Source organism: Plantibacter sp. Leaf314 (genome assembly GCF_001423185.1).
Lineage (GTDB): Bacteria > Actinomycetota > Actinomycetes > Actinomycetales > Microbacteriaceae > Plantibacter.
The window spans coordinates 2653916-2671706 of the sequence record NZ_LMOB01000001.1; the positions used below are offsets into that span (position 1 = coordinate 2653916).

Annotated in this window: 16 protein-coding genes; 6 read left to right on the plus strand and 10 right to left on the minus strand. The window is 70.3% G+C overall.

Annotated elements, in window-relative coordinates; all coding sequences use genetic code 11:
- Positions 1–131 precede the first annotated feature (131 nt).
- Both rhaI and ASF68_RS12500 read right to left on the minus strand, forming a co-directional pair.
- On the minus strand, positions 132–1298 hold the full coding sequence (gene rhaI, locus ASF68_RS12495) for an L-rhamnose isomerase (RefSeq protein WP_056011936.1): 1167 nt from the start codon (positions 1296–1298) through the stop codon (positions 132–134).
- A gap of 169 nt (positions 1299–1467) precedes the next feature.
- Entirely contained in the window at positions 1468–1845 is a 378-nt protein-coding gene (locus ASF68_RS12500; RefSeq protein WP_200936425.1) for an L-rhamnose mutarotase, read from the minus strand.
- Between the two features lie 174 nt (positions 1846–2019).
- On the opposite strand from ASF68_RS12500, the gene ASF68_RS12505 reads away from it, so the two are divergent.
- Entirely contained in the window at positions 2020–3342 is a 1323-nt protein-coding gene (locus tag ASF68_RS12505) for an MFS transporter (RefSeq protein ID WP_056010752.1), read from the plus strand.
- 28 nt (positions 3343–3370) lie between these two features.
- Here ASF68_RS12505 and ASF68_RS12510 read toward each other — a convergent pair whose 3' ends face one another.
- A complete protein-coding gene (locus ASF68_RS12510; RefSeq protein WP_056010755.1) occupies positions 3371–4225 on the minus strand; it encodes an NAD-dependent epimerase/dehydratase family protein in 855 nt (284 codons plus the stop codon).
- 39 nt (positions 4226–4264) lie between these two features.
- On the opposite strand from ASF68_RS12510, the gene ASF68_RS12515 reads away from it, so the two are divergent.
- On the plus strand, positions 4265–4873 hold the full coding sequence (locus ASF68_RS12515; protein WP_056010757.1) for a DNA alkylation repair protein: 609 nt from the start codon (positions 4265–4267) through the stop codon (positions 4871–4873).
- A 47-nt stretch (positions 4874–4920) separates the two neighbouring features.
- Here ASF68_RS12515 and ASF68_RS12520 read toward each other — a convergent pair whose 3' ends face one another.
- The 3 genes from ASF68_RS12520 to ASF68_RS12530 all read right to left on the minus strand — a co-directional run bounded on the left by ASF68_RS12520 (position 4921) and on the right by ASF68_RS12530 (position 8593).
- Entirely contained in the window at positions 4921–6360 is a 1440-nt protein-coding gene (locus ASF68_RS12520) for an L-fucose/L-arabinose isomerase family protein (RefSeq protein WP_056010759.1), read from the minus strand.
- Positions 6361–6449: 89 nt separating this feature from the next.
- Positions 6450–7511, minus strand: coding sequence for a LacI family DNA-binding transcriptional regulator (locus tag ASF68_RS12525; RefSeq protein ID WP_056010760.1), 1062 nt, complete (start codon positions 7509–7511; stop codon positions 6450–6452).
- A 152-nt stretch (positions 7512–7663) separates the two neighbouring features.
- The gene (locus ASF68_RS12530; protein WP_056010763.1) at positions 7664–8593 is read right to left on the minus strand and encodes an aldo/keto reductase family oxidoreductase; all 930 of its coding nucleotides are present in this window, start codon (positions 8591–8593) and stop codon (positions 7664–7666) included.
- Between the two features lie 47 nt (positions 8594–8640).
- Here ASF68_RS12530 and ASF68_RS12535 point away from each other — a divergent pair, with 47 nt between their 5' ends.
- Complete coding sequence (locus ASF68_RS12535) at positions 8641–9087, plus strand: PLD nuclease N-terminal domain-containing protein (protein WP_056010766.1); 447 nt, start codon at positions 8641–8643, stop codon at positions 9085–9087.
- A 105-nt stretch (positions 9088–9192) separates the two neighbouring features.
- On the opposite strand, the gene rhaS is transcribed toward ASF68_RS12535, so the two are convergent.
- From rhaS to ASF68_RS12555, 4 genes are all read right to left on the minus strand, one after another.
- Complete coding sequence (gene rhaS, locus ASF68_RS12540; RefSeq protein ID WP_056010768.1) at positions 9193–10254, minus strand: rhamnose ABC transporter substrate-binding protein; 1062 nt, start codon at positions 10252–10254, stop codon at positions 9193–9195.
- Positions 10255–10322: 68 nt separating this feature from the next.
- Positions 10323–11423: an ABC transporter permease gene (locus ASF68_RS12545; protein WP_056010770.1), complete on the minus strand. Its 1101-nt coding sequence runs from the start codon at positions 11421–11423 to the stop codon at positions 10323–10325.
- Complete coding sequence (locus tag ASF68_RS12550) at positions 11416–12483, minus strand: ABC transporter permease (RefSeq protein WP_157580047.1); 1068 nt, start codon at positions 12481–12483, stop codon at positions 11416–11418. Before ASF68_RS12550 ends, ASF68_RS12545 begins: the two co-directional genes overlap by 8 nt.
- Positions 12480–14015 (minus strand): sugar ABC transporter ATP-binding protein, encoded by a 1536-nt coding sequence (locus ASF68_RS12555; RefSeq protein ID WP_056010773.1) that lies wholly within the window; start codon positions 14013–14015, stop codon positions 12480–12482. The genes ASF68_RS12550 and ASF68_RS12555 overlap by 4 nt, the downstream gene beginning before the upstream one ends.
- Positions 14016–14213: 198 nt before the next feature.
- Here ASF68_RS12555 and ASF68_RS12560 point away from each other — a divergent pair, with 198 nt between their 5' ends.
- From ASF68_RS12560 to ASF68_RS12570, 3 genes are all read left to right on the plus strand, one after another.
- A complete protein-coding gene (locus ASF68_RS12560) occupies positions 14214–14921 on the plus strand; it encodes a response regulator transcription factor (protein WP_082456204.1) in 708 nt (235 codons plus the stop codon).
- A gap of 4 nt (positions 14922–14925) precedes the next feature.
- The gene (locus ASF68_RS12565) at positions 14926–16371 is read left to right on the plus strand and encodes a HAMP domain-containing sensor histidine kinase (RefSeq protein ID WP_056010775.1); all 1446 of its coding nucleotides are present in this window, start codon (positions 14926–14928) and stop codon (positions 16369–16371) included.
- Positions 16372–16559: 188 nt separating this feature from the next.
- The gene (locus ASF68_RS12570; protein WP_200936426.1) at positions 16560–17591 is read left to right on the plus strand and encodes a LacI family DNA-binding transcriptional regulator; all 1032 of its coding nucleotides are present in this window, start codon (positions 16560–16562) and stop codon (positions 17589–17591) included.
- The last annotated feature ends 200 nt before the right edge of the window (positions 17592–17791 follow it).

Sequence of the window (17791 nt, forward strand, 5' to 3'; positions counted from 1 at the left end):
CTCCGGCGCGTCGGCGACCTCGGCCGGCGGGCCGGGCGTGACACGCCGCGGGCGTCCTGAATTGCGAACGTCTGGATGTGGATGAAGCCCCGCGACCGGGATGGTCGCGGGGCTTCGTCGTCCTCGGGTGCCTACGCGCCCCAGCCGGCCTGCGTGCCGCCGACGCGCTCCTCGGCGATCCGCTGCTGGTAGCCCGAGGCGAGGTAGGCGGCGAACGGGTCCGCCGGCAGTCCGCGGCTCTCGCGCCACGCGGCGAGCGGGCCCCGGACGTCGGTGTAGAACGCGTCCATGAGGATCCCGTTCGCGCCGAGGACGTCGCCGGCCTCCTGCGCCGTCGTCAGGGCGTCGCGGTCGATGAGCAGCGCGCGGGCCGTCATCTCCTGCACGTTCAGCACCGAGCGGATCTGGCCGGGGATCTTGTCCTCGACGTTGTGGCACTGGTCGAGCATGAACGCGACGGGGGAGTCGTCGTCCAGGCCACCGCCGCGCACGACCTCGTAGAGGATGCGGAACAGCTGGAACGGGTCTGCCGCGCCGACGATGAGGTCGTCGTCGGCGTAGAACCGGGAGTTGAAGTCGAAGGAGCCGAGCTTCCCGAGGCGGAGCAGCTGCGCGACGATGAACTCGATGTTCGTGCCGGGCGCGTGGTGTCCGGTGTCGAGGCAGACGAGCGCCTGGTCGCCGAGCTCGACCACCTGGGCGTAGGAGGTTCCCCAGTCGGGGACGTCGGTGTGGTAGAACGCCGGCTCGAAGAACTTGTACTCGAGCACGAGGCGCTGTTCGTCACCGAGCCGTGCGTAGATCTGCTGCAGGGAGTCGGCGAGGCGGTCCTGGCGGCCCCGGATGTCCTGCTGGCCCGGGTAGTTGCTGCCGTCGGCGAGCCAGATCTTGAGGTCCTGCGACCCCGTCGCGTGCATGACGTCGATGCACGCGAAGTGGTGTTCGATCGCCTTCTGGCGGATCTTCGGGTCGCTGTGCGTGAGGCTGCCGAACTTGTAGTCCTCGTCTTGGAAGGTGTTCGAGTTGATCGTGCCGAGCGCGACGCCGTGATCCTCGGCGTACGTGCGCAGGGCGCCGAAGTCGTCGACGAGGTCCCACGGGATGTGCAGCGCGACCTTCGGTGCGAGGGCGGTGAACTCGTGCACCTTGGCGGCGTCGGCGATCTTCTCCTCGGGCGTGCGCGGGGTGCCGGGCGTCGTGAACACCTTGAAGCGCGTGCCGGAGTTGCCGAACGCCCAGGAGGGGAGCTCGATGGCCTGCTTCTCGAGCAGGGGGGTGATGGTGTCGAAACGGGTCATGATCACTTCTCTGTGGGTGTTCCGGTGGTCGGTGGCGCCGCGATGGCGTCGGTTGCAGCATACGTGAATCGTTTCAACGCCGCCACCCTGCCGCGGTGTTCGACCCGTTCTCAGGATGCACTGGGCGGGTCGCGGTCGCCGTGGGGCGACACGCCGCCCGAGTCCTGAGTTAGGGAAGGGGGTCGGGTGTGGAGGGGAGGGCGGCGAGCTGGTCCTCGAGGTGGAAGACCTCGGTCAGCTGCAGGAAGCCCTGGTCGGGCGGGAGGTCGAGGTCGACGAAGAACTCGCCCATCTCGGCTTGCCAGCGGGCGTTCACCTCGGTGTCGGCCATGCCCGCCTGGGCCGCCTCGAGCGAGGGTGTCTCGAAGTACCCGATGAGCAGTCCGTCGTCCCGGACGAACAGCGAGTAGTTCCGCCAGCCGGTGTCGGCCAGGGCTCGCAGCATCTCGGGCCAGACGGCCGCGTGGCGCTCGCGGTACTCGGCGAGCCGCTCCGGCTTGACCTGCAGTTGGAAGCACACGCGGTGCAGGGGCTCGGTGCTCGTCATCGAGGCTGACCTTTCGGTTCACGCGGAATCGCCATGAATCGATTCAGAGGCGATCGCCCCAGGCTATCGGCGTCCCTTCAGGTGGTCAATCGGCGCGGAACTCGGCGCATCGCCGTGGCGCGCCGGCGCGGACTGGGCCTGGACACACGCCTCCTCGATGTATACGGTGTCCACATGACTCCGGACGATGGGCAGGCGGACCGGCCGCCGACCGCGGGTCCCGTGGCCTCGGATCCGACCGCGTCGACCGATGAGGGCGCGGTCGGTGCCTTCGACGCGGCCGACCACCCGCACTGGCGTCGTGACGTCGCCGTCTTCCTCTCCGGCCAGACGGTCTCGTTGTTCGGCTCGATGCTCGTGCAGTACGCGATCATGTGGCACCTCACCCTCGAGACGAAGTCCGGGGTGGTGCTGGCGTTCGCCGCGGTCGCCGGGTTCCTGCCGCAGGCCGTCGTATCCATCTTCGGCGGCGTCTGGGCCGACCGGATGAACCGCAAGCTGCTGATCATCGTCGCCGACGGGTCCATCGCCATCACGACGCTCGCGCTGGCGATCTTCCTCATCACCGGCGCCGCCGACCTCTGGCTCATCTTCCTCACGCTCGCGATCCGTTCGGTCGGCGCCGGTGTCCAGATGCCGGCCGTGTCCGCCCTCATCCCGCAGATCACACCGACCGACAAGCTCATGCGCGTGAACGGTCTCAACGGGTCCATCCAGTCGGCGATGATGCTCGTCGCCCCCGCGGCCGCCGGCGCCCTGTACGCGAGCGCGTCGCTCGTCGCGATCTTCTTCGTCGACGTGGTCACGGCGGCGATCGGGATCGGTCTGCTGCTCCTCGTCCCGGTGCGGACGCTCGTCCGGAGCGGCGAACGGCCAGGCTACTTCGCCGACCTCACCGAGGGCGTCCGCTACGTGTGGCGACACGGCTTCGTGCGGTGGTTGCTGATCCTCTTCGCGATCGTGTTCCTGCTGATCGTCGCCCCGTCGTATCTGACGCCGCTCATGATCGCGCGCTCGTTCGGCGACGAGGTGTGGATGCTCACCGTGAACGAACTGGCGTTCAGTGTCGGCATGGTCGCCGGCGGCGCGATCATCGCGATCTGGGGCGGCACGAAGAACCGGGTGCTCCTCCTCGTCGGCTCGTCGGTCGTGTTCGGGGTGCTCTCGATCGGGCTGGGACTCTCGACGAACCTCTGGGTGTTCTTCGGCTTCATGCTCCTGCTCGGCCTCGCGGTGCCGTTCTTCTCGACGACCTCCATGACGCTGCTGCAGGAACGCGTCGAGCCGGAGCGTCAGGGACGCGTGTTCGGCTTCGTGGGCATCGTCATGGCGGTGTCGATGCCGCTCGGGATGATCGTCTTCGGACCGCTCGCCGACGTGGTCTCGGTGGAGCTGCTCCTCGTGGTCGCGGGCGTGCTCACGTTCGTCGTCCTCGCGGTCGCCGTGCTCGTGCCGTCCGGTCGTCGCGCCATGGCGGAGGTGTCGAAGCCGGTGTGACCGGTGTGACCGGCGTGACCGGCGTCGATCAGGGGAGCTGCGCCGCGTAGCCCTCGCGGTACGTGGGGTAGCGGTAGGAGAACCCGGTGTCGCGGAGTGCGGCGGCGACGATGCGCTTGCCACGATGCGCCTCCTCGGGCGTGCGACCGGCGTCGTCGAGGACCGGTGGGGCGACACCGAGCCGCTCGGCGATGAAATCGGCCGCCGTCGACAGCAGGACCGGCTCCTCGTCGATGCCCGCCACCGCCGGAGGCAGGGCCGTCGCCGGCAGGTCGAGCAGGTGCACGATCACGGCTGCGGCGTCGTCGCGATGGATGCGGTTGGTCCATCCGGACGGCCTGGTCACGCGACCGTCGCGGACCTGGTCGACGAACATCGTCGACGTCGGCCCGTAGAGACCGCCGAACCGGATGAGACTCGCCTCCGGCACGGCGTCGCTGACAGCCTCCTCCGCGGCGAGCAGTGCCCGTGCGGTCCCGGTCGTCGGGACGGCGGGCGTGGTGTCGTCGATGCGCTCACCGCCGTCCTCGCCCCACACGGCGGTGGACGAGACGAAGAGGATCCGGGGTGGGGTGCCGGGGAGCGCCGCGACGGCGGCCAGCAGGTGCGCGATCCCGTCGCGGTAGAGGGCGTCGTAGGCCTCGACGGATCGCTGGTGCGGAGCGAGGGCGACCACGATCGCAGCCGTGTCCGCCGGGAGCTCGGGGGTCGCGGTGGTGAGGTCGCGGAGCTGGAGGGTGAAGTGCCCCGGGGTGGTCTCGGTGGCCGGGGTCGCGATCGTAGGGGCCGTGCGCTTCACGCCGACCACGTCCTCGCCGCGGGCCAGGAGCCTCGCGGCGACGTCCGAGCCGAGCTGTCCGAGTCCTACGATCACGATGGTCATCGCCCCACCGTACCCGGCGCCAGGAGGGAGAATGGTGGGATGGGTGCTGCGGGGGAGTTCATCGACGCCGCGCTCCAGTACGAGGGCGACGGGTACCGTGCCGCGGACGTCGTCGAGCGGCTCGGCGGCGGGCTCGAGTCCTACGGATCGTCCGTCGGAGCGGTCCGGGGTACCGTGCGGGACGCCCTCCGGAAGTTCCGCGGGATGGAGCACGACGAGCTGACGGCCCTCGCGACCGAGCTCTGGTCCGTGCCCGTCTTCGAGCGACGGCTCGCGGCGGTCGTCCTCCTGCAGGCGAGCGTCGCCGTCCTCAGACACACGGATCTCACGCGCATCGAGGGCTTCGTGCGCAGCGGTCGTCACGCCGAGCTGGCCGATCCGCTCGCGACCGACGTCATCGGCCCGCTGCTCGACCACCTCGACGGCACGGCGCGGGCGAAGGCCGAGACCGTGCTCGACCGGTGGATGCAGGACGAGCCGTGGTTGCGACGGGCTGCCCTGCTCGCGCCGATCCGTGAACTGGGTGCGGGCGGTGGCGACGTCGATCGCGCGGCCCGTCGTCTGTCGGTCGCGCTCGACGGGCTCCAGCGGCCGGCGCCGATCGCGGTCGTGGAGCCCGCGGCGGAGCGGCTGCGCGCCGTGCTCTGAGACGGCACGGTCCGTGCGCCCTTCGACAGGCTCAGGGACCGGGTGCGTCACACCTGGCGGAAGTCGATCCCGAGGAGACTCGCCGCCGCCCGGTAGTCGGCCGCCCGATGCCCGAGCGACAGCGACCAGTGGTGGCCGATGCCGGTCGCGCTCCATTCGTCGACCCAGACGCCGGGGTCCCGCCCGAAGTCCACGCGACTCGTCGTGTTGCCGATCGCGAGGAGCGGACCGGGCACGACCGTCCCCTCCGACGCGACGAACGCCAGTGAACCGTCCCGGTCCTGGCCGAGTCCCAGCAGCGTCACCGGACCGTGGCGCACGTCGAACTCGACGCTCACGCCCCAGCCGCGCTTGCCGTGGTACACCCCGAGGCCGCGCAGCAACGGGTCTCGCGAGCTGACGGCGAGGTGCGCCGGTCCGTCGTGGCCCATTTCGACAACCGCGTCCTCGAAGTCCAACGCCTGGATCTCGCAGAACGACCCACCGGCGCCGACGACCTGGGTCGCGAGTTGCGCGACCGTCGTCCGCAGCTCGTACTCGCCGGTCGTCGGGACGCCGCGAGCGGTGAGCAGCGAGGCGCCGAGGATCATGCCGGCGCCGAGTCGTTCGTGCTGTTCGCCGTCGCGACCGCGGTGGTAATAGGCGAGGCTGTCGAGCGCGAACTCCTCGACGAGGCGGTCGAGACCCACCGAGACCTTCGCCCCCCACGCGAAGTCGTCCTCCACGACGGTGTCGTCGAGCGTGAAGACCTCGCGGGCGAGCGCCATGCGGTCGGCCACCTGGGCGTCGGTGACCTCGTCGACGAGGACGCGGAGGTCGTCGAACTCGAGCACCTCCACGTGTGATCCGAAGGTGGTGGGGAGCAGGGTGAGGTCCGTCGAGACGTCGAGCATGCCCGGATAGACGTGACCCATGAGGCCGTGTCGCGCGTGCCGGAGAGCGGCGCGGACATGGGCCGCCTGGATCCACCGACCGATGCGCTCCCAGGCCGACTCCTGGTGCAACCACCCCGAGACCGAACGGAAGGGGATGCCGGCGCGGCGGAAGACGTTGCCGACCTCGGGTACCGGGCACTGCCCGCAGTAGGCGAGCCAGGCGCCGGTGTCGAAGCTCGCGTGGTCCATCCGCTCGGTCGGCTGCAGGTCGATGACGAGTACCGGGGTGCCGGTGCGCTGGGCGATGGGGAGGACCATCGACGAGGTCAGGTAGGTGGTGAGGAAGAGGACGATGAGGTCGCAGTCGCCCTGGCGGAGGCGCTCGGCGGCGACCTCGCCCTCCTGGGCGTCGGAGATGAATCCGACGTCGACCACGTCGGCGTCCATGCGTCGGAAGCGCTCGGAGACGACGCGGGCCGACGCCTGGAGCTGCGGGAGGAGGTCGGGGAACTGTGGCCAGTACGTTCCGAGTCCGCCGGCGACGAGGCCGACGCGGGGCTTGCGACGTGCCTTCGGGGCGAGGAGCGGGTGTGCGGCGGGGGTGTGGGTCATCGGTGATCCTGTTCGTCCGGCGGCGGTGCCGTTTAATCGATTAAATTCGTGATCCGACTGTAGCGTCATCCGCCTCGCCGCGTCGAGGATCAGGAAGCGGGGATCGAGTCGCGCGAGGTCGCCGGCGCGGACTCGCGCACGACGATGCGCGGTTCGAGGGTGCGCGCCACATGTGTGTGCGAGGAGCGATCGGTGCCAAGTTCGGCGAGCAGTTCGGCGAGGAGGATCTCCACGGCGACGCGTCCGAGCTCGTCCTTCGGCTGCTCGACCGTGGTGAGCGGCACCCTGCCGTCGGCCGCGAGCGGCAGGTCGCCGTAGCCGACCACCGACACGTCGCCCGGCACGTCGAGACCGCCGTCGTTCAGCCCGCGGATGACCCCGAGGGCGAGCTGGTCGTTCGTGCAGAAGACCCCGGCGGCGTCCGGTGTGCGGGTCGCGATGCCTCGGCCGGCCTCACGTCCGGCGTCGACGGTCATCTCCCGGGCGGTGACCTCCACCAGCTCGTCGGAATCGATCCCCGCCGCGACGAAGGCGTTCCGTGCGCCAGCGCGACGGTCCTCGCACTGGGGGATCGCGCGGTCGCCGTTCACGAGCACGATCGGTCCTCGCCCACCGGTCGTCGCCAACAGGTGCGCCACCGCCAGCTCACCGCCGCGCACGTCGTCGATCGCCACGGAGCACCCGGTGCCCTCGGGAGCGGTGCGGTCCATGAGCACGAGGCGGCTGCCGACGCGGCGGAGCTGGGCGAGGCGCGAGGCGTCGGCCGTCAACGGAGCGACCAGGGCGCCGGCGGCCCGGTGCTCGGCGAGCATCTCGAAGTGCTGCAGCTCGAGGTCCGGGTCGTCGTGGCTGACGCAGAGGGCGACCGTGTACCCGTGCTCGGCGGCCGCCTCGGTCACGCCGCGGGTGATCGCCGAGTAGAAGGGGTTCACGATGTCGGGGATCACGAGGCCGATGAGCCGGTTCGTGCCCTGCCGGAGCGTCGCCGCAGCGCGGTTGGGCACGAAGTCGAGTTCGGCGATCGCCGCGAGCACCCGTTCACGCGTGGCCGGGGCGACGATCTCGGGGCGGTTGAGCGTGTTCGAGACGGTCGCGTTCGAGACCCCGGCGAGCCTGGCGACGGCGGCGAACCCGATGTCGTGCTTCGCCATGTCCGTCCTCCCGGTTCCCTCCACGAGCGTACCCGTCCACAACTCAGGACGGCCGCGGCGTGTCGACGCGACAGCCGGTCCGGCGGACGTGACACGCGGGGCCGGTCCTGAGTTGCGGACGGTGCAGCCCGCCGATGGCGAACCGCGAGGGCCTACGGCAGGGTGTGACCGGCCGCGGTGAACAGGCGGTACCACTCCTGGCGCGACAGCGTCACGTCGGAACCCGCAGCCGCCTCCTCCACGCGCGAGGGCTTCGTGGTGCCGAGCACCACCTGGATGTTCGCGGGGTGGCGGGTGATCCACGCGGTGGCGATCCCCGTCGGCGTGACGCCGTGCGTCGCGGCCAGCTCGTCGAGCACGTCGTTGAGCTCCGCGTAGTGCTCGCGGTCGCCGAGGAAGACGCCCGTGAAGAAGCCGGCCTGGAACGGCGACCACGCCTGCAGGGTCATGCCGGTGAGGCGGCTGTAGTCAAGGATGCCGTTGTCGCGGTCGATCGACTGGTCGAGGCCGGCCATGTTCGTGGCGATGCCCGAGGCGATGATCGGTGCGTGCGTGATGCTCAGCTGCACCTGGTTCGCGATGAGCGGCTGCTCGACCGAGGCCTTGAGGAGCTCGACCTGCGCCGGCGTGTGGTTCGAGACGCCGAAGTTCCGGACCTTGCCCGACGCCTGCAGGGTGTCGAACGCGGACGCGACCTCCTCGGGCTCGACGAGGGTGTCGGGCCGGTGGAGGAGCAGGAGGTCGAGGTAGTCGGTCTTGAGCGCGGCCAGCGACTCGTCGACCGTGCGGAGGATGTGCTCCTCGGAGAAGTCGAAGTAGCCCGGGCGGATGCCGACCTTCGACTGGATGACCACCTGCTCGCGCTCGGCGGCGGTGAGGGTGACGGCGTCGCCGAACCGGCGCTCGCAGCCGTGGCGCTCCGAGCCGTAGATGTCGGCGTGGTCGAAGACGGTCACGCCGGCGTCGCGTGCGGTGTGGAAGAGGGTGCGGATGGCCTCGTCGTCGAGGGGTTCGATGCGCATGAGGCCGAGGACGATGCTGGACGCGGTCAGGTCGGTCTGGGGCAGGGGGATGGTCTTCATCGTCCCATCCTGGCCGAACGGACCGACAGCCTGCCTAGGATTGACGCATGTTCGTGTTGTCGTTGTTGCTCATCGTCCTCACGATCGTCGCGCTCATCGACGTGGTCGGCCAGCCGGAGCCCGTCGTCCGCAACCTGCCCAAGATCGTCTGGGTCCTGCTCATCGTCTTCATCCCCCTCATCGGCGTCTGCCTGTGGTTCCTCCTCGGCAAGGACTGGTCGAATAGTCGCATCAAGCTCCCCGAACGCCGGGGCCGGAAGCAGTCGCGGACGCCCGGCTCGTGGGGCCCGGCCCGTGGGTCGTCGTCGACCACGCCGCCGTCGCCGTCGCAGCCCGACCGCGCCGTCAGCAGCACCGAGGAGCAGCTCGCCGCCCTCGAACGCGAGATCCAGGCCGCCGAGGACGCGGAGCGCATCCGCAAGCTCGAACTCGAGATGCAGCGATCCGATCCCCCCGCCGACGATGGCCCGGCTGCGAGCGCCGACCGCTCCTGACCGGACTCCGCGCGTCGTCCACAACTCAGGACGCGAACGGCGCGCCGCCTCCGGAACCGGGGTTCCGAGAGCGACGCGCCGGGGCGGTCCTGAATTGCGAACGGCTTAGAAGTCGTAGTCGTCGATGTTGTCCGCGGTGAAGGTGGTCGGCGGGCCGACGATGACGGTGCCGTCGGCGCCGACCTCGCGCTCGCCCAGGTCGCCGGCCTCGAAGGTGTCGCCCTCCTTGCCCGTGATGGTGCCCTCAGCGAGTGCCTTGCCGGCGTACGCGGCGACGTAGCCGAGCTGAGCCGGGTCCCACAGCGCGAACGCGGTGACGGTGCCGTCCTTCACGAACGGACGCATCTCGTTCGGCAGGCCGAGCCCGGTCAGCGCGACCTTGCCCTTGTACTCCGAGGTGGAGAGGTAGCGGGCGGTCGCGGCGATGCCGACCGTCGTGGGCGAGATGATGCCCTTCAGGTTCGGGTGCGCCTGCAGCAGTCCCTGGGCCTCCTGGAAGGACTTCGTGTCGTCGTCGTCGCCGTAGACCTTGGCGACGAGCTTGATGTCCTTGTACTCGGGGTTCGACTTGAGCTCCTCCTCCATGAAGGCGATCCACTCGTTCTGGTTCGTCGCGTTGGCCGTGGCCGAGAGGATCGCGATCTCGCCGGAGCCGCCGATCTGCTCCGCGATGAGCTTCGTCTGGATCAGCGCGACGTCCTTGGCGACGACCTGCGAGATGAAGACGTCGCGGCAGTCCTTGCTGGTGTCGGAGTCGAACGCGACGATCTTCGCGCCGCCCTCGCGAGCCTCCTTGAGGGCGGGGCACACGGCGTCGGGGTCGTTCGCCGCGATGACGATGACGTTCGTGCCGGCCTGGGTCTCCGCGTTGATGAAGGACACCTGGCTGGACGCGCTCGCCTCGAGCGGACCGACGACCTCGGTGGCCGAGAAGCCGGCCGCCTTCGCGCCGTCCTCACCGCCGCCGAGCACGACGTCCGTGTAGGGGTTGTTGAGCTGCTTCGGGATGAACGTGATGCTCTCGGCGCCGCCCGCGCCACCACCGGAGCCGGCGGAGTCGCCGGTGGCGCACCCCGTCGCGATGAGGGCGAGTGATGCCGCTGCGGCGATGAGGGCCGCTGCTCGACGGGCCGAACGGCCTGTCGCGTGGTTTCGAATCGACTGCATTGTCTGTTCCTTTCTGGATACGCCTGGTGCTGTGGCGTGGGATCGCCCGGGAGCGCGCTGATCGGGGATCAGTGCTGGGGCAGGCTGCGTCGGATTCGTCGGTGGTGGTTCCACTGCTTGACGGATTCGAAGATACTGGGGCCGACCACCGAGGCGATCAGCAGGGTGCCGGTGACGATGATGAGCACGACGTCGGAGACGCGACCGAGTCGGAGCGCGTAGTTGATCGTGCCGATGAGGAGGACGCCGGCGACGACGCCGGGGATCGAGCCCTTGCCGCCGAAGATGGAGACGCCGCCGAGGAGGACCGCCGCGATGACGGCGAGTTCGAGGCCGGAGGCGTTGTCGCTGCGGGCGCTGGAGTAGCGCAGCGTCCAGAAGATCCCGGCGAGCGCGGAGACGCCGCCGGTCGCGACGTACAGCCAGAACTTCGAGCGGGCCACCTTGATGCCGACGAAGCTCGCCGCCTCCGAGCTGAACCCGAGGGCGTAGAGGCCGCGGCCGAACGGGGTGAGGTGCAGGACCACGCCGAAGACGATCACGATGAGGAGCACGCCGACCATGACGACCGGGATACCGGTGGAGCCGATCTTCGAAGTGAAGAAGGCGGTGAGCTCCGCCGGGAAGTTCGCGACCGCGTTGTCGCCGATGACGACGAGAGCGAGCCCGCGGAACAGGGCGAGGGTACCGATGGTCACGGCCAGCGATGGGAGCCCGACCACCGCGATGAGGAAGCCGTTGAACGCTCCCGCGACGATGCCGACGAGGAGGCCGATGAGGAGGACCACGCCGATGTCCATCCCGCCGCCGGCCCACAGCACACCGATGACGGCGCTCGTGAGGCCCGCGGTGCTCGCGACGGACAGGTCGATCTCGCCGGTGATGATCACGAGCGTCATCGGCATGGCGATGAGGAGGATCGGGATGACGTCGAGGAGCAGGAAGCCGACGGTGACGGGCGAGGCGAAGCGCGGGATGAGCAGGCAGGCCCCGATCACGACCACGAGCAGGGCGTAGATCATGATCGCGTCGCGACCGAGCAGGATGCGGGAGAGTCCCGTGCGTCCCTTCGGCTCCGCGACGAGCACGCCGGTGGTGTCGGTGCCGAGCGGGCCGGAACCCTTCGTGAACGGCGCCTTGGCCGGTGCCGGGGTCTTCAGATCAGACATCGCGTGCCTCGCTCATTCGCAGTTTCTTGGCCGTACGGAGGCTGGCGACACGATCGATGATGATCGCGGCCAGGATGAGGACACCGACGATCGCCTGCTGCCAGAACTTGTCGACGCGCAGGGCGGTGAGGGCACTCGTGATCGTGGTGAGGAGGATCGCGCCGATCGCTGCTCCGGCGACAGAGCCGCTGCCGCCGAAGATGGCGACACCGCCGACCACCGCAGCGGCCACGACGTCGAGCTCCATGCCGGACCCCGTGGTCGCACCGACCGAGTTGAAGCGGGAGGCGTAGAGCACCCCGGCGAGCCCGGCGAGCACCCCGTTGGCGAGGAAGGCGAGGAACACCCGGCGTCCGACGGGGATGCCGAAGAGCTTCGCGGCGTCGGGGTCGGACCCGATCGCGTACAGGTCACGACCGGAGCGGGCACCGGCCATGAACACGGCGACGACCACGACGACGAGGATCGCGATGAGGGTGATGACCGGAAACCCGAGGACCGTGTCGACGGAGAGGTTGCCGAAGGCGTCGGGCCGGTCGTCGGCGAAGTACTGCGTGCCGCCGGCCCAGGCGTTGTTGAGGCCGCGGTAGATGTAGAGCGTGCCGAGCGTGATGACGAGCGCCGGCACCTTCGCGATCGTGACGAGTGCGCCGTTGATCGCGCCGAGGACCCCGCCGAGCAGCATCGCGATGAGGAACACGGCGACGATCGGCAGCTGCGGCATCGTCGCGAACATGGTGCCGGTCGCGAAGGCGACGAGGCCGAGGATCGATCCGACGGAGAGGTCGACGTTGCGGGTGATGATCACGAGCGCCTGGCCGACGGCGAGGATGATCATGATCGTCGCGTTGAGGAGGAGGTCCTTCACCCCCTGCGCCGACAGGAACAGCGGGTTCGCGAGGTACGTCACGAGCACGAGGACGACGAGGGCGACCGTCACCGGCAGCTCCCGGAGTCGCACGATCGACGCGATCGGGTTCGTCGTGCGCTCGGTCGCGACGGTGACGGGGGCGCCGCCGGGTCGTGTGCCGCCGCCCGGCTTGGTGGTGGTGTTCGTCATCGTGCGCCTTCCAGGGATCCGGTGGCCGCGTGCATCACGGTCTCCGGGGTCGCTTCTTCGCGGGTGAGCTCGGCGGTGATCCGGCCCTCGTGCATGACGAGCACGCGGTCGGCCATGCCGAGGACCTCGGGCAGTTCGGAGGAGATCATGAGGATCGCGATGCCGCGGCCCGCGAGTTCGGAGATGAGGCGGTGGACCTCGCTCTTCGTGCCGACGTCGATGCCGCGGGTGGGTTCGTCGACGATGAGGAAGCTCGGCTCGGTGGCGAGCCATTTCGCGAGCACGACCTTCTGCTGGTTGCCGCCGGAGAGCGTGGAGACCGCGTACTCCTGCGAGCCCGTCTTCACCTGGAGGCGGGTCGACCACTCCTCGGCGGCCTGGCGTTCCCGGCGGCCGGAGATGAGGCCGAACCGGGCCAGCCGGTGGCGGAGGGTGAGGGTCGCATTGCGGGCGACGGAGAGGTCCATGACGAGGCCCTGCTTGCGGCGGTCCTCCGGGACGAAGCCCATGCCCGCGGTGATCGCGGCCTGCGGGTCGCCGGCCTTGACCGGTGCCCCGCCGAGCGTGACGCGGCCGGAGTCGTAGGGGTCGATGCCGAACACTGCGCGGGCGACCTCGGTGCGTCCCGCGCCGACGAGCCCGGCCAGGGCGACGATCTCGCCCGACCGGACGGTGAAGGAGATGTCGGAGAAGACCCCGGCCCGCGACAGGTGCTCGACGGCGAGGACCGCGTCGCCGATCTCCGCGTCCTGCTTGGGGAAGAGGGTGGCGATGTCGCGTCCGACCATCTGGCGGACGATCGCGTCGACGGTCGTCTCGGCGGTGACGTGGGTGGCGATGTAGCGGCCGTCGCGCATGACCGTGATGCGGTCGCAGAGCGCGAAGACCTCCTCGAAGCGGTGGGAGATGAACAGGATCCCGGCACCCGCGTCGCGCAGGGAGCGGGCGACCTGGAAGAGGCGGTCGACCTCGACACCCGAGAGGGCCGCGGTGGGCTCGTCCATGATGAGGACCTTGGCGTCGAGGGAGATGGCCTTGGCGATCTCGATGATCTGCTGGTCGGCGATCGACAGGCCCTCGGCCACCCGGTCGGGGTCGATCTGGACGCCGAGGCGGTCGAAGAGGGCCTTGGCGGCCTTCCGCATGGCGCCGGTGCTGATGAGGCCGAGGCCGTTCTTCGGCTGGCGGCCGATGAAGATGTTCTCCGCGACGGTGAGGTCGGGGAAGAGGGTCGGCTCCTGGTAGATCACGGAGATCCCGGCGGCCTTGCTGTCGGCGACGCCGCGGAAGGCGACGGGCTTGCCGGCGAGGGTGAAGTCTCCGGCGTCCGGTGTGTAGAGGCCCGCGAGGATCTTCACGAGCGTGGACTTGCCTGCGCCGTTCTCGCCGACGAGGGCGTGGATCTCCCCGGCCTCGATCCGGATGGTGCCGTCGGCGAGTGCGACGACGGGGCCGAAGGTCTTCGCGGCTCCGATGAGGGAGAGTGCGGGCTGCGCTGAGCGCGCGGGCTGCGCTGGCGGGTCGATCGTCATTGAGGGTCCGTTCCTCCACGGTGAGGGGTTCGTTCCCGACCGGCTCCATGAATCGATTCATGGTCGGGAGCACTGCACTGTACGGCCGGGTTCTCGCGAGCGGCAAGACGCACGGGCCGTTCCTGACAGGACCTTCAGAAACACCGTCGGGGTCGGCTCGCCTAGGCTGTGGATGCTCGATGGCGAAGGAGGACGACCGTGCGGATCCTCGTGGTCGACGACGAACGCGAGATGGCGGCCCTCCTCTCCCGCGGCCTCGGTTCCGACGGACACGAGGTGACGACCGCGTTCGACGGCCCGAGCGCCCTCGCCCTCGCCAAGCAGGCGGCCGCGAACCCGGCGGCGGGTGGGGAGACGGGGTACCAGGTCGCCGTCGTCGACGTCATGCTGCCCGGGCGCTCCGGCTTCACCGTCTGTCGCGAGCTCAAGGACCTCGACCCGACGCTCGCGGTCATCCTGCTCACGGCCCGCGACGCCGTCGACGACCGGGTCCGCGGCCTCGACGCGGGAGCCGACGACTACATGATCAAGCCGTTCGCCTTCGCCGAACTCGCCGCCCGCATCCGCGCCGTCCGGCGACGCGACGCCCTCACCTCGCAGCCGCGCCTGGACGTCGGCGGCCTGACGCTCGACCTGCACCGCCACCGGGCGCGCGTGGGGGACCGCGACGTGCCGCTCAGCGGGACCGAGTTCGACGTCCTGCGCGTCCTGGCGAGCGAGCCGGGCGTCGTCGTGTCCCGAGCGGCCATGCTGCGCGAGGTCTGGGAGACCTTCGACAACATCGACCCGAACGTCGTCGACCAGTACATCAGCCGGCTCCGACGCAAGCTCGAGCTGGCGGAGGCGGGCGTCCGCATCGTGACGAGCCGGGGCGTGGGGTTCTCCGTCGTCGCAGCGGAACGGTGAGTCGATGACGGATGGGCTCGGCGGACGGGGACGCGGCCGACGCGGACGGCACCACGGCATCCGCACCCGGATCGCCGGCGGCAGCCTCCTCATCGCGGTCGTCGTGTCGCTCTTCGCGGGCCTGGCGATCAACGCCCAATTGGAACGCATCGTCCGCGACGGCACCGTCCAAGCACTCCGCAGCGACGGCGCGCAGTACGTGTTCGCCCTGCAGACGAGGCCCGACGACCCCCTGCAGGGTCCCGGCCTCGGCACCCGGATCGCGGTGATCGCCCCCGACGGCTCGATCCCCGTCTTCAGCCTCCCGACGACCTTGGCGGGGCAGCTCTCCGCACTCGCGGCGACCCGCGAGGTCACCATCGTCGACGCCGGCCGGGCCACCTACGTCCTGCTGTCGCAGCCCGTGACCGTCGGCGGCGACACCTGGTACGTCATCGCCGGGCGGGACGAGGCCGAGGAGACCACCGTGCTGGTGCAGATGCGGCTCCTGCTCGTCGGCTCGTTCGCGCTGCTCGTCCTCGGCGTCGCGGCCGGGGGGTGGATCCTGACGACCGTGTCGCTCCGCCCCGTCACACGGCTACGGGTGAGCGCGCAGAGCCTGAGTGGTCGCTCGACGGCGGAGTTGCTGCCGGTGGGGCGGGCGGACGACGAGATCGCGCAGCTCGCGATCACCCTCAACGACCTCATCGAGCGGCTGCGGGCGTCCGCCGACCGCGAGCGACAACTCGTCTCCGACGCGAGCCACGAACTCCGGACGCCGCTCGCGATCCTGCGGACGCAGTTGGAACTCGCGAGGCTCGAGGACTCCTCGCGGGAGCAGCTGCTCGCCGACATCGAGGGCGCCGAGCGGAGTGCCACCAGGCTGTCGGCGCTCGTCACCTCCCTGCTCGAACTCTCGCGGATCGAGGCAGATGCGCCGGTCGGGCGGTCGACCGCGGACGCCCTCGACGCCGAGACGCTCGAAGCGGTCGAGCGGGCCAGGTTCCGGGTCGCCTCGGACGACGCCCTGGCCGGGGTGGAGGTCGAGGTCGTGAGCGCGCTCGCCGACAGGGCACCGGATGCGGCGGCCACGTACGCCGTCCGTGCCGACGACTTCGGCCGGCTCGTCGACAACCTGCTGGGGAACGCTTTGCAGGCATTCGCCGATCGCGGCACGGCTCCACGTCGGCTGTCGGTCATGCTCGACGATGCCGCCGACCTGCTCACCCTGCGGGTGTCGGACACCGCGGGCGGGCTCGATCCGGCCTTCGAGCCACGGGCGCTCGAGCGGTTCAGTCGTTCGGACGCGACGCGGTCCTCCGGGCACGGATCGGGGCTCGGGCTGGCGATCGTCGCCGCCATCGCGCGCAACGCCGGGGGAGCGATCCGGCTCCTGAACCGTCCCGGCCACGGCCTGGAGGTCGTCGTCACCCTGCCCGTCGCCCCGGTCCTGCCGGCCGATCCGGTGTGAGCGCTGCCCGTTCTCAGGAGTCGGTCGGTGTGTCGGGCTCGGGTGGGTGCGCCGCGCCGGAGACCTCCTGAGCAAGGGACAGGGGTGAACGCCGGCAGTAGGCCGGGCAGGCGTGCGCAGTCGCTGCGTGCAACAATGAGCCAGCCCGACCGGCGTCACCTGGCGGGACAGACCGGCGAAGGGGAACCGTGAGTGCGAGCGTGAAGGACGTCGCGGCGAGGGCCGGCGTCTCGGTCGGAACCGTCTCCAACGTCCTGAACCGTCCCGAGAAGGTGTCGCCCGTCACCGTCGAACGCGTGCACGCGGCCATCGACGAACTCGGCTTCGTGCGGAACGACGCCGCCAGGCAGCTCCGCGCCGGTCGGAGCCGCAGCATCGGCCTCGTCGTGCTCGACGTCGGCAACCCGTTCTTCACCGACGTCGCCCGCGGTGCCGAGGACCGCGCCGACGCCGAAGGCCTGTCGGTCCTGCTCGGCAACAGCGACGAGAGCCTCGACCGTGAGCGCGCCTATCTCGACCTCTTCGAGGAGCAGCGGGTCGCCGGCGTCCTCATCACCCCGCTCGGCGACGACCTCGACCGCCTCGCGCGTCTCCGGGATCGCGGGACGCCCACGGTGCTCGTCGACCGTCAGACCGACGACGCGAGCTTCTCCTCGGTCGCCGTCGACGACGTGGCCGGCGGTCGGCTCGCGGTCGAGCACCTCGTCTCGCTCGGTCGTCGTCGCATCGCCGTCGTCGGTGGCCCCGCTTCGCTGCGGCAGGTCCGCGACCGACTCGCGGGGGCGACCCAGGCGGTCGAGGCAGCCGTGGCGGGTGGCGTCGACGTGCAGCTCGAGACGCTGGAGACCACGTCGCTCACGGTGTTGCAGGGGCGGGCGGCCGGCGAGGTGATCACGGGACGTCCTCGTGACGAGTGGCCGGACGCGGTGTTCGCGGCGAACGACCTCCTCGCCATGGGCGTCCTGCAGGCGTTCAGCATGCTCGGCTCGGTGCGGGTGCCCGAGGACATCGCACTCATCGGATACGACGACATCGACTTCGCCTCGGCGGCCGTAGTGCCGCTCTCCTCGATCCGCCAGCCGAGCGCCCTCATGGGGCACACGGCTGTCGAACTCCTGCTCAGCGAGGCCGCAGCCGGGGTGAGAGGCGTGCCGGAGCAGATCGTGTTCCAGCCGGAACTCGTCGTCCGGCAGTCGACGGTCGGCGTCCGGTCCGACTGACGCGCGGGGTTCCGCGAGCGCGGTGACGCCTCACGTTCCGGCGCTCATCGTTCGTCCACAGGGCGTTCCAAGCGGAGGTTCCTCTCAGGGAAGCCCACGTAGGGTGGCCGTTTCGTCTCCCTCGGACCGGGCAACCGGTCGACCGCGGTCATCGAGGGAGGGGCTTCCCCGGCCCAGCGACACCCACCGAGCATGAACCG

Bases quoted from the DNA above. Each gene is read 5' to 3' on its own strand.
- ASF68_RS12565 (WP_056010775.1), top strand. From the start codon at position 14,926: ATGACGGATGGGCTCGGCGGACGGGGACGCGGCCGACGCGGACGGCAC.
- rhaI (WP_056011936.1), bottom strand. From the start codon at position 1,298: ATGACCCGTTTCGACACCATCACCCCCCTGCTCGAGAAGCAGGCCATC.
- ASF68_RS12555 (WP_056010773.1), bottom strand. From the start codon at position 14,015: ATGACGATCGACCCGCCAGCGCAGCCCGCGCGCTCAGCGCAGCCCGCA.
- rhaS (WP_056010768.1), bottom strand. From the start codon at position 10,254: ATGCAGTCGATTCGAAACCACGCGACAGGCCGTTCGGCCCGTCGAGCA.
- ASF68_RS12500 (WP_200936425.1), bottom strand. From the start codon at position 1,845: ATGACGAGCACCGAGCCCCTGCACCGCGTGTGCTTCCAACTGCAGGTC.
- ASF68_RS12525 (WP_056010760.1), bottom strand. From the start codon at position 7,511: ATGGCGAAGCACGACATCGGGTTCGCCGCCGTCGCCAGGCTCGCCGGG.
- ASF68_RS12505 (WP_056010752.1), top strand. From the start codon at position 2,020: ATGACTCCGGACGATGGGCAGGCGGACCGGCCGCCGACCGCGGGTCCC.
- ASF68_RS12550 (WP_157580047.1), bottom strand. From the start codon at position 12,483: ATGACGAACACCACCACCAAGCCGGGCGGCGGCACACGACCCGGCGGC.
- ASF68_RS12530 (WP_056010763.1), bottom strand. From the start codon at position 8,593: ATGAAGACCATCCCCCTGCCCCAGACCGACCTGACCGCGTCCAGCATC.
- ASF68_RS12515 (WP_056010757.1), top strand. From the start codon at position 4,265: ATGGGTGCTGCGGGGGAGTTCATCGACGCCGCGCTCCAGTACGAGGGC.
- ASF68_RS12520 (WP_056010759.1), bottom strand. From the start codon at position 6,360: ATGACCCACACCCCCGCCGCACACCCGCTCCTCGCCCCGAAGGCACGT.
- ASF68_RS12545 (WP_056010770.1), bottom strand. From the start codon at position 11,423: ATGTCTGATCTGAAGACCCCGGCACCGGCCAAGGCGCCGTTCACGAAG.
- ASF68_RS12510 (WP_056010755.1), bottom strand. From the start codon at position 4,225: ATGACCATCGTGATCGTAGGACTCGGACAGCTCGGCTCGGACGTCGCC.
- ASF68_RS12535 (WP_056010766.1), top strand. From the start codon at position 8,641: ATGTTCGTGTTGTCGTTGTTGCTCATCGTCCTCACGATCGTCGCGCTC.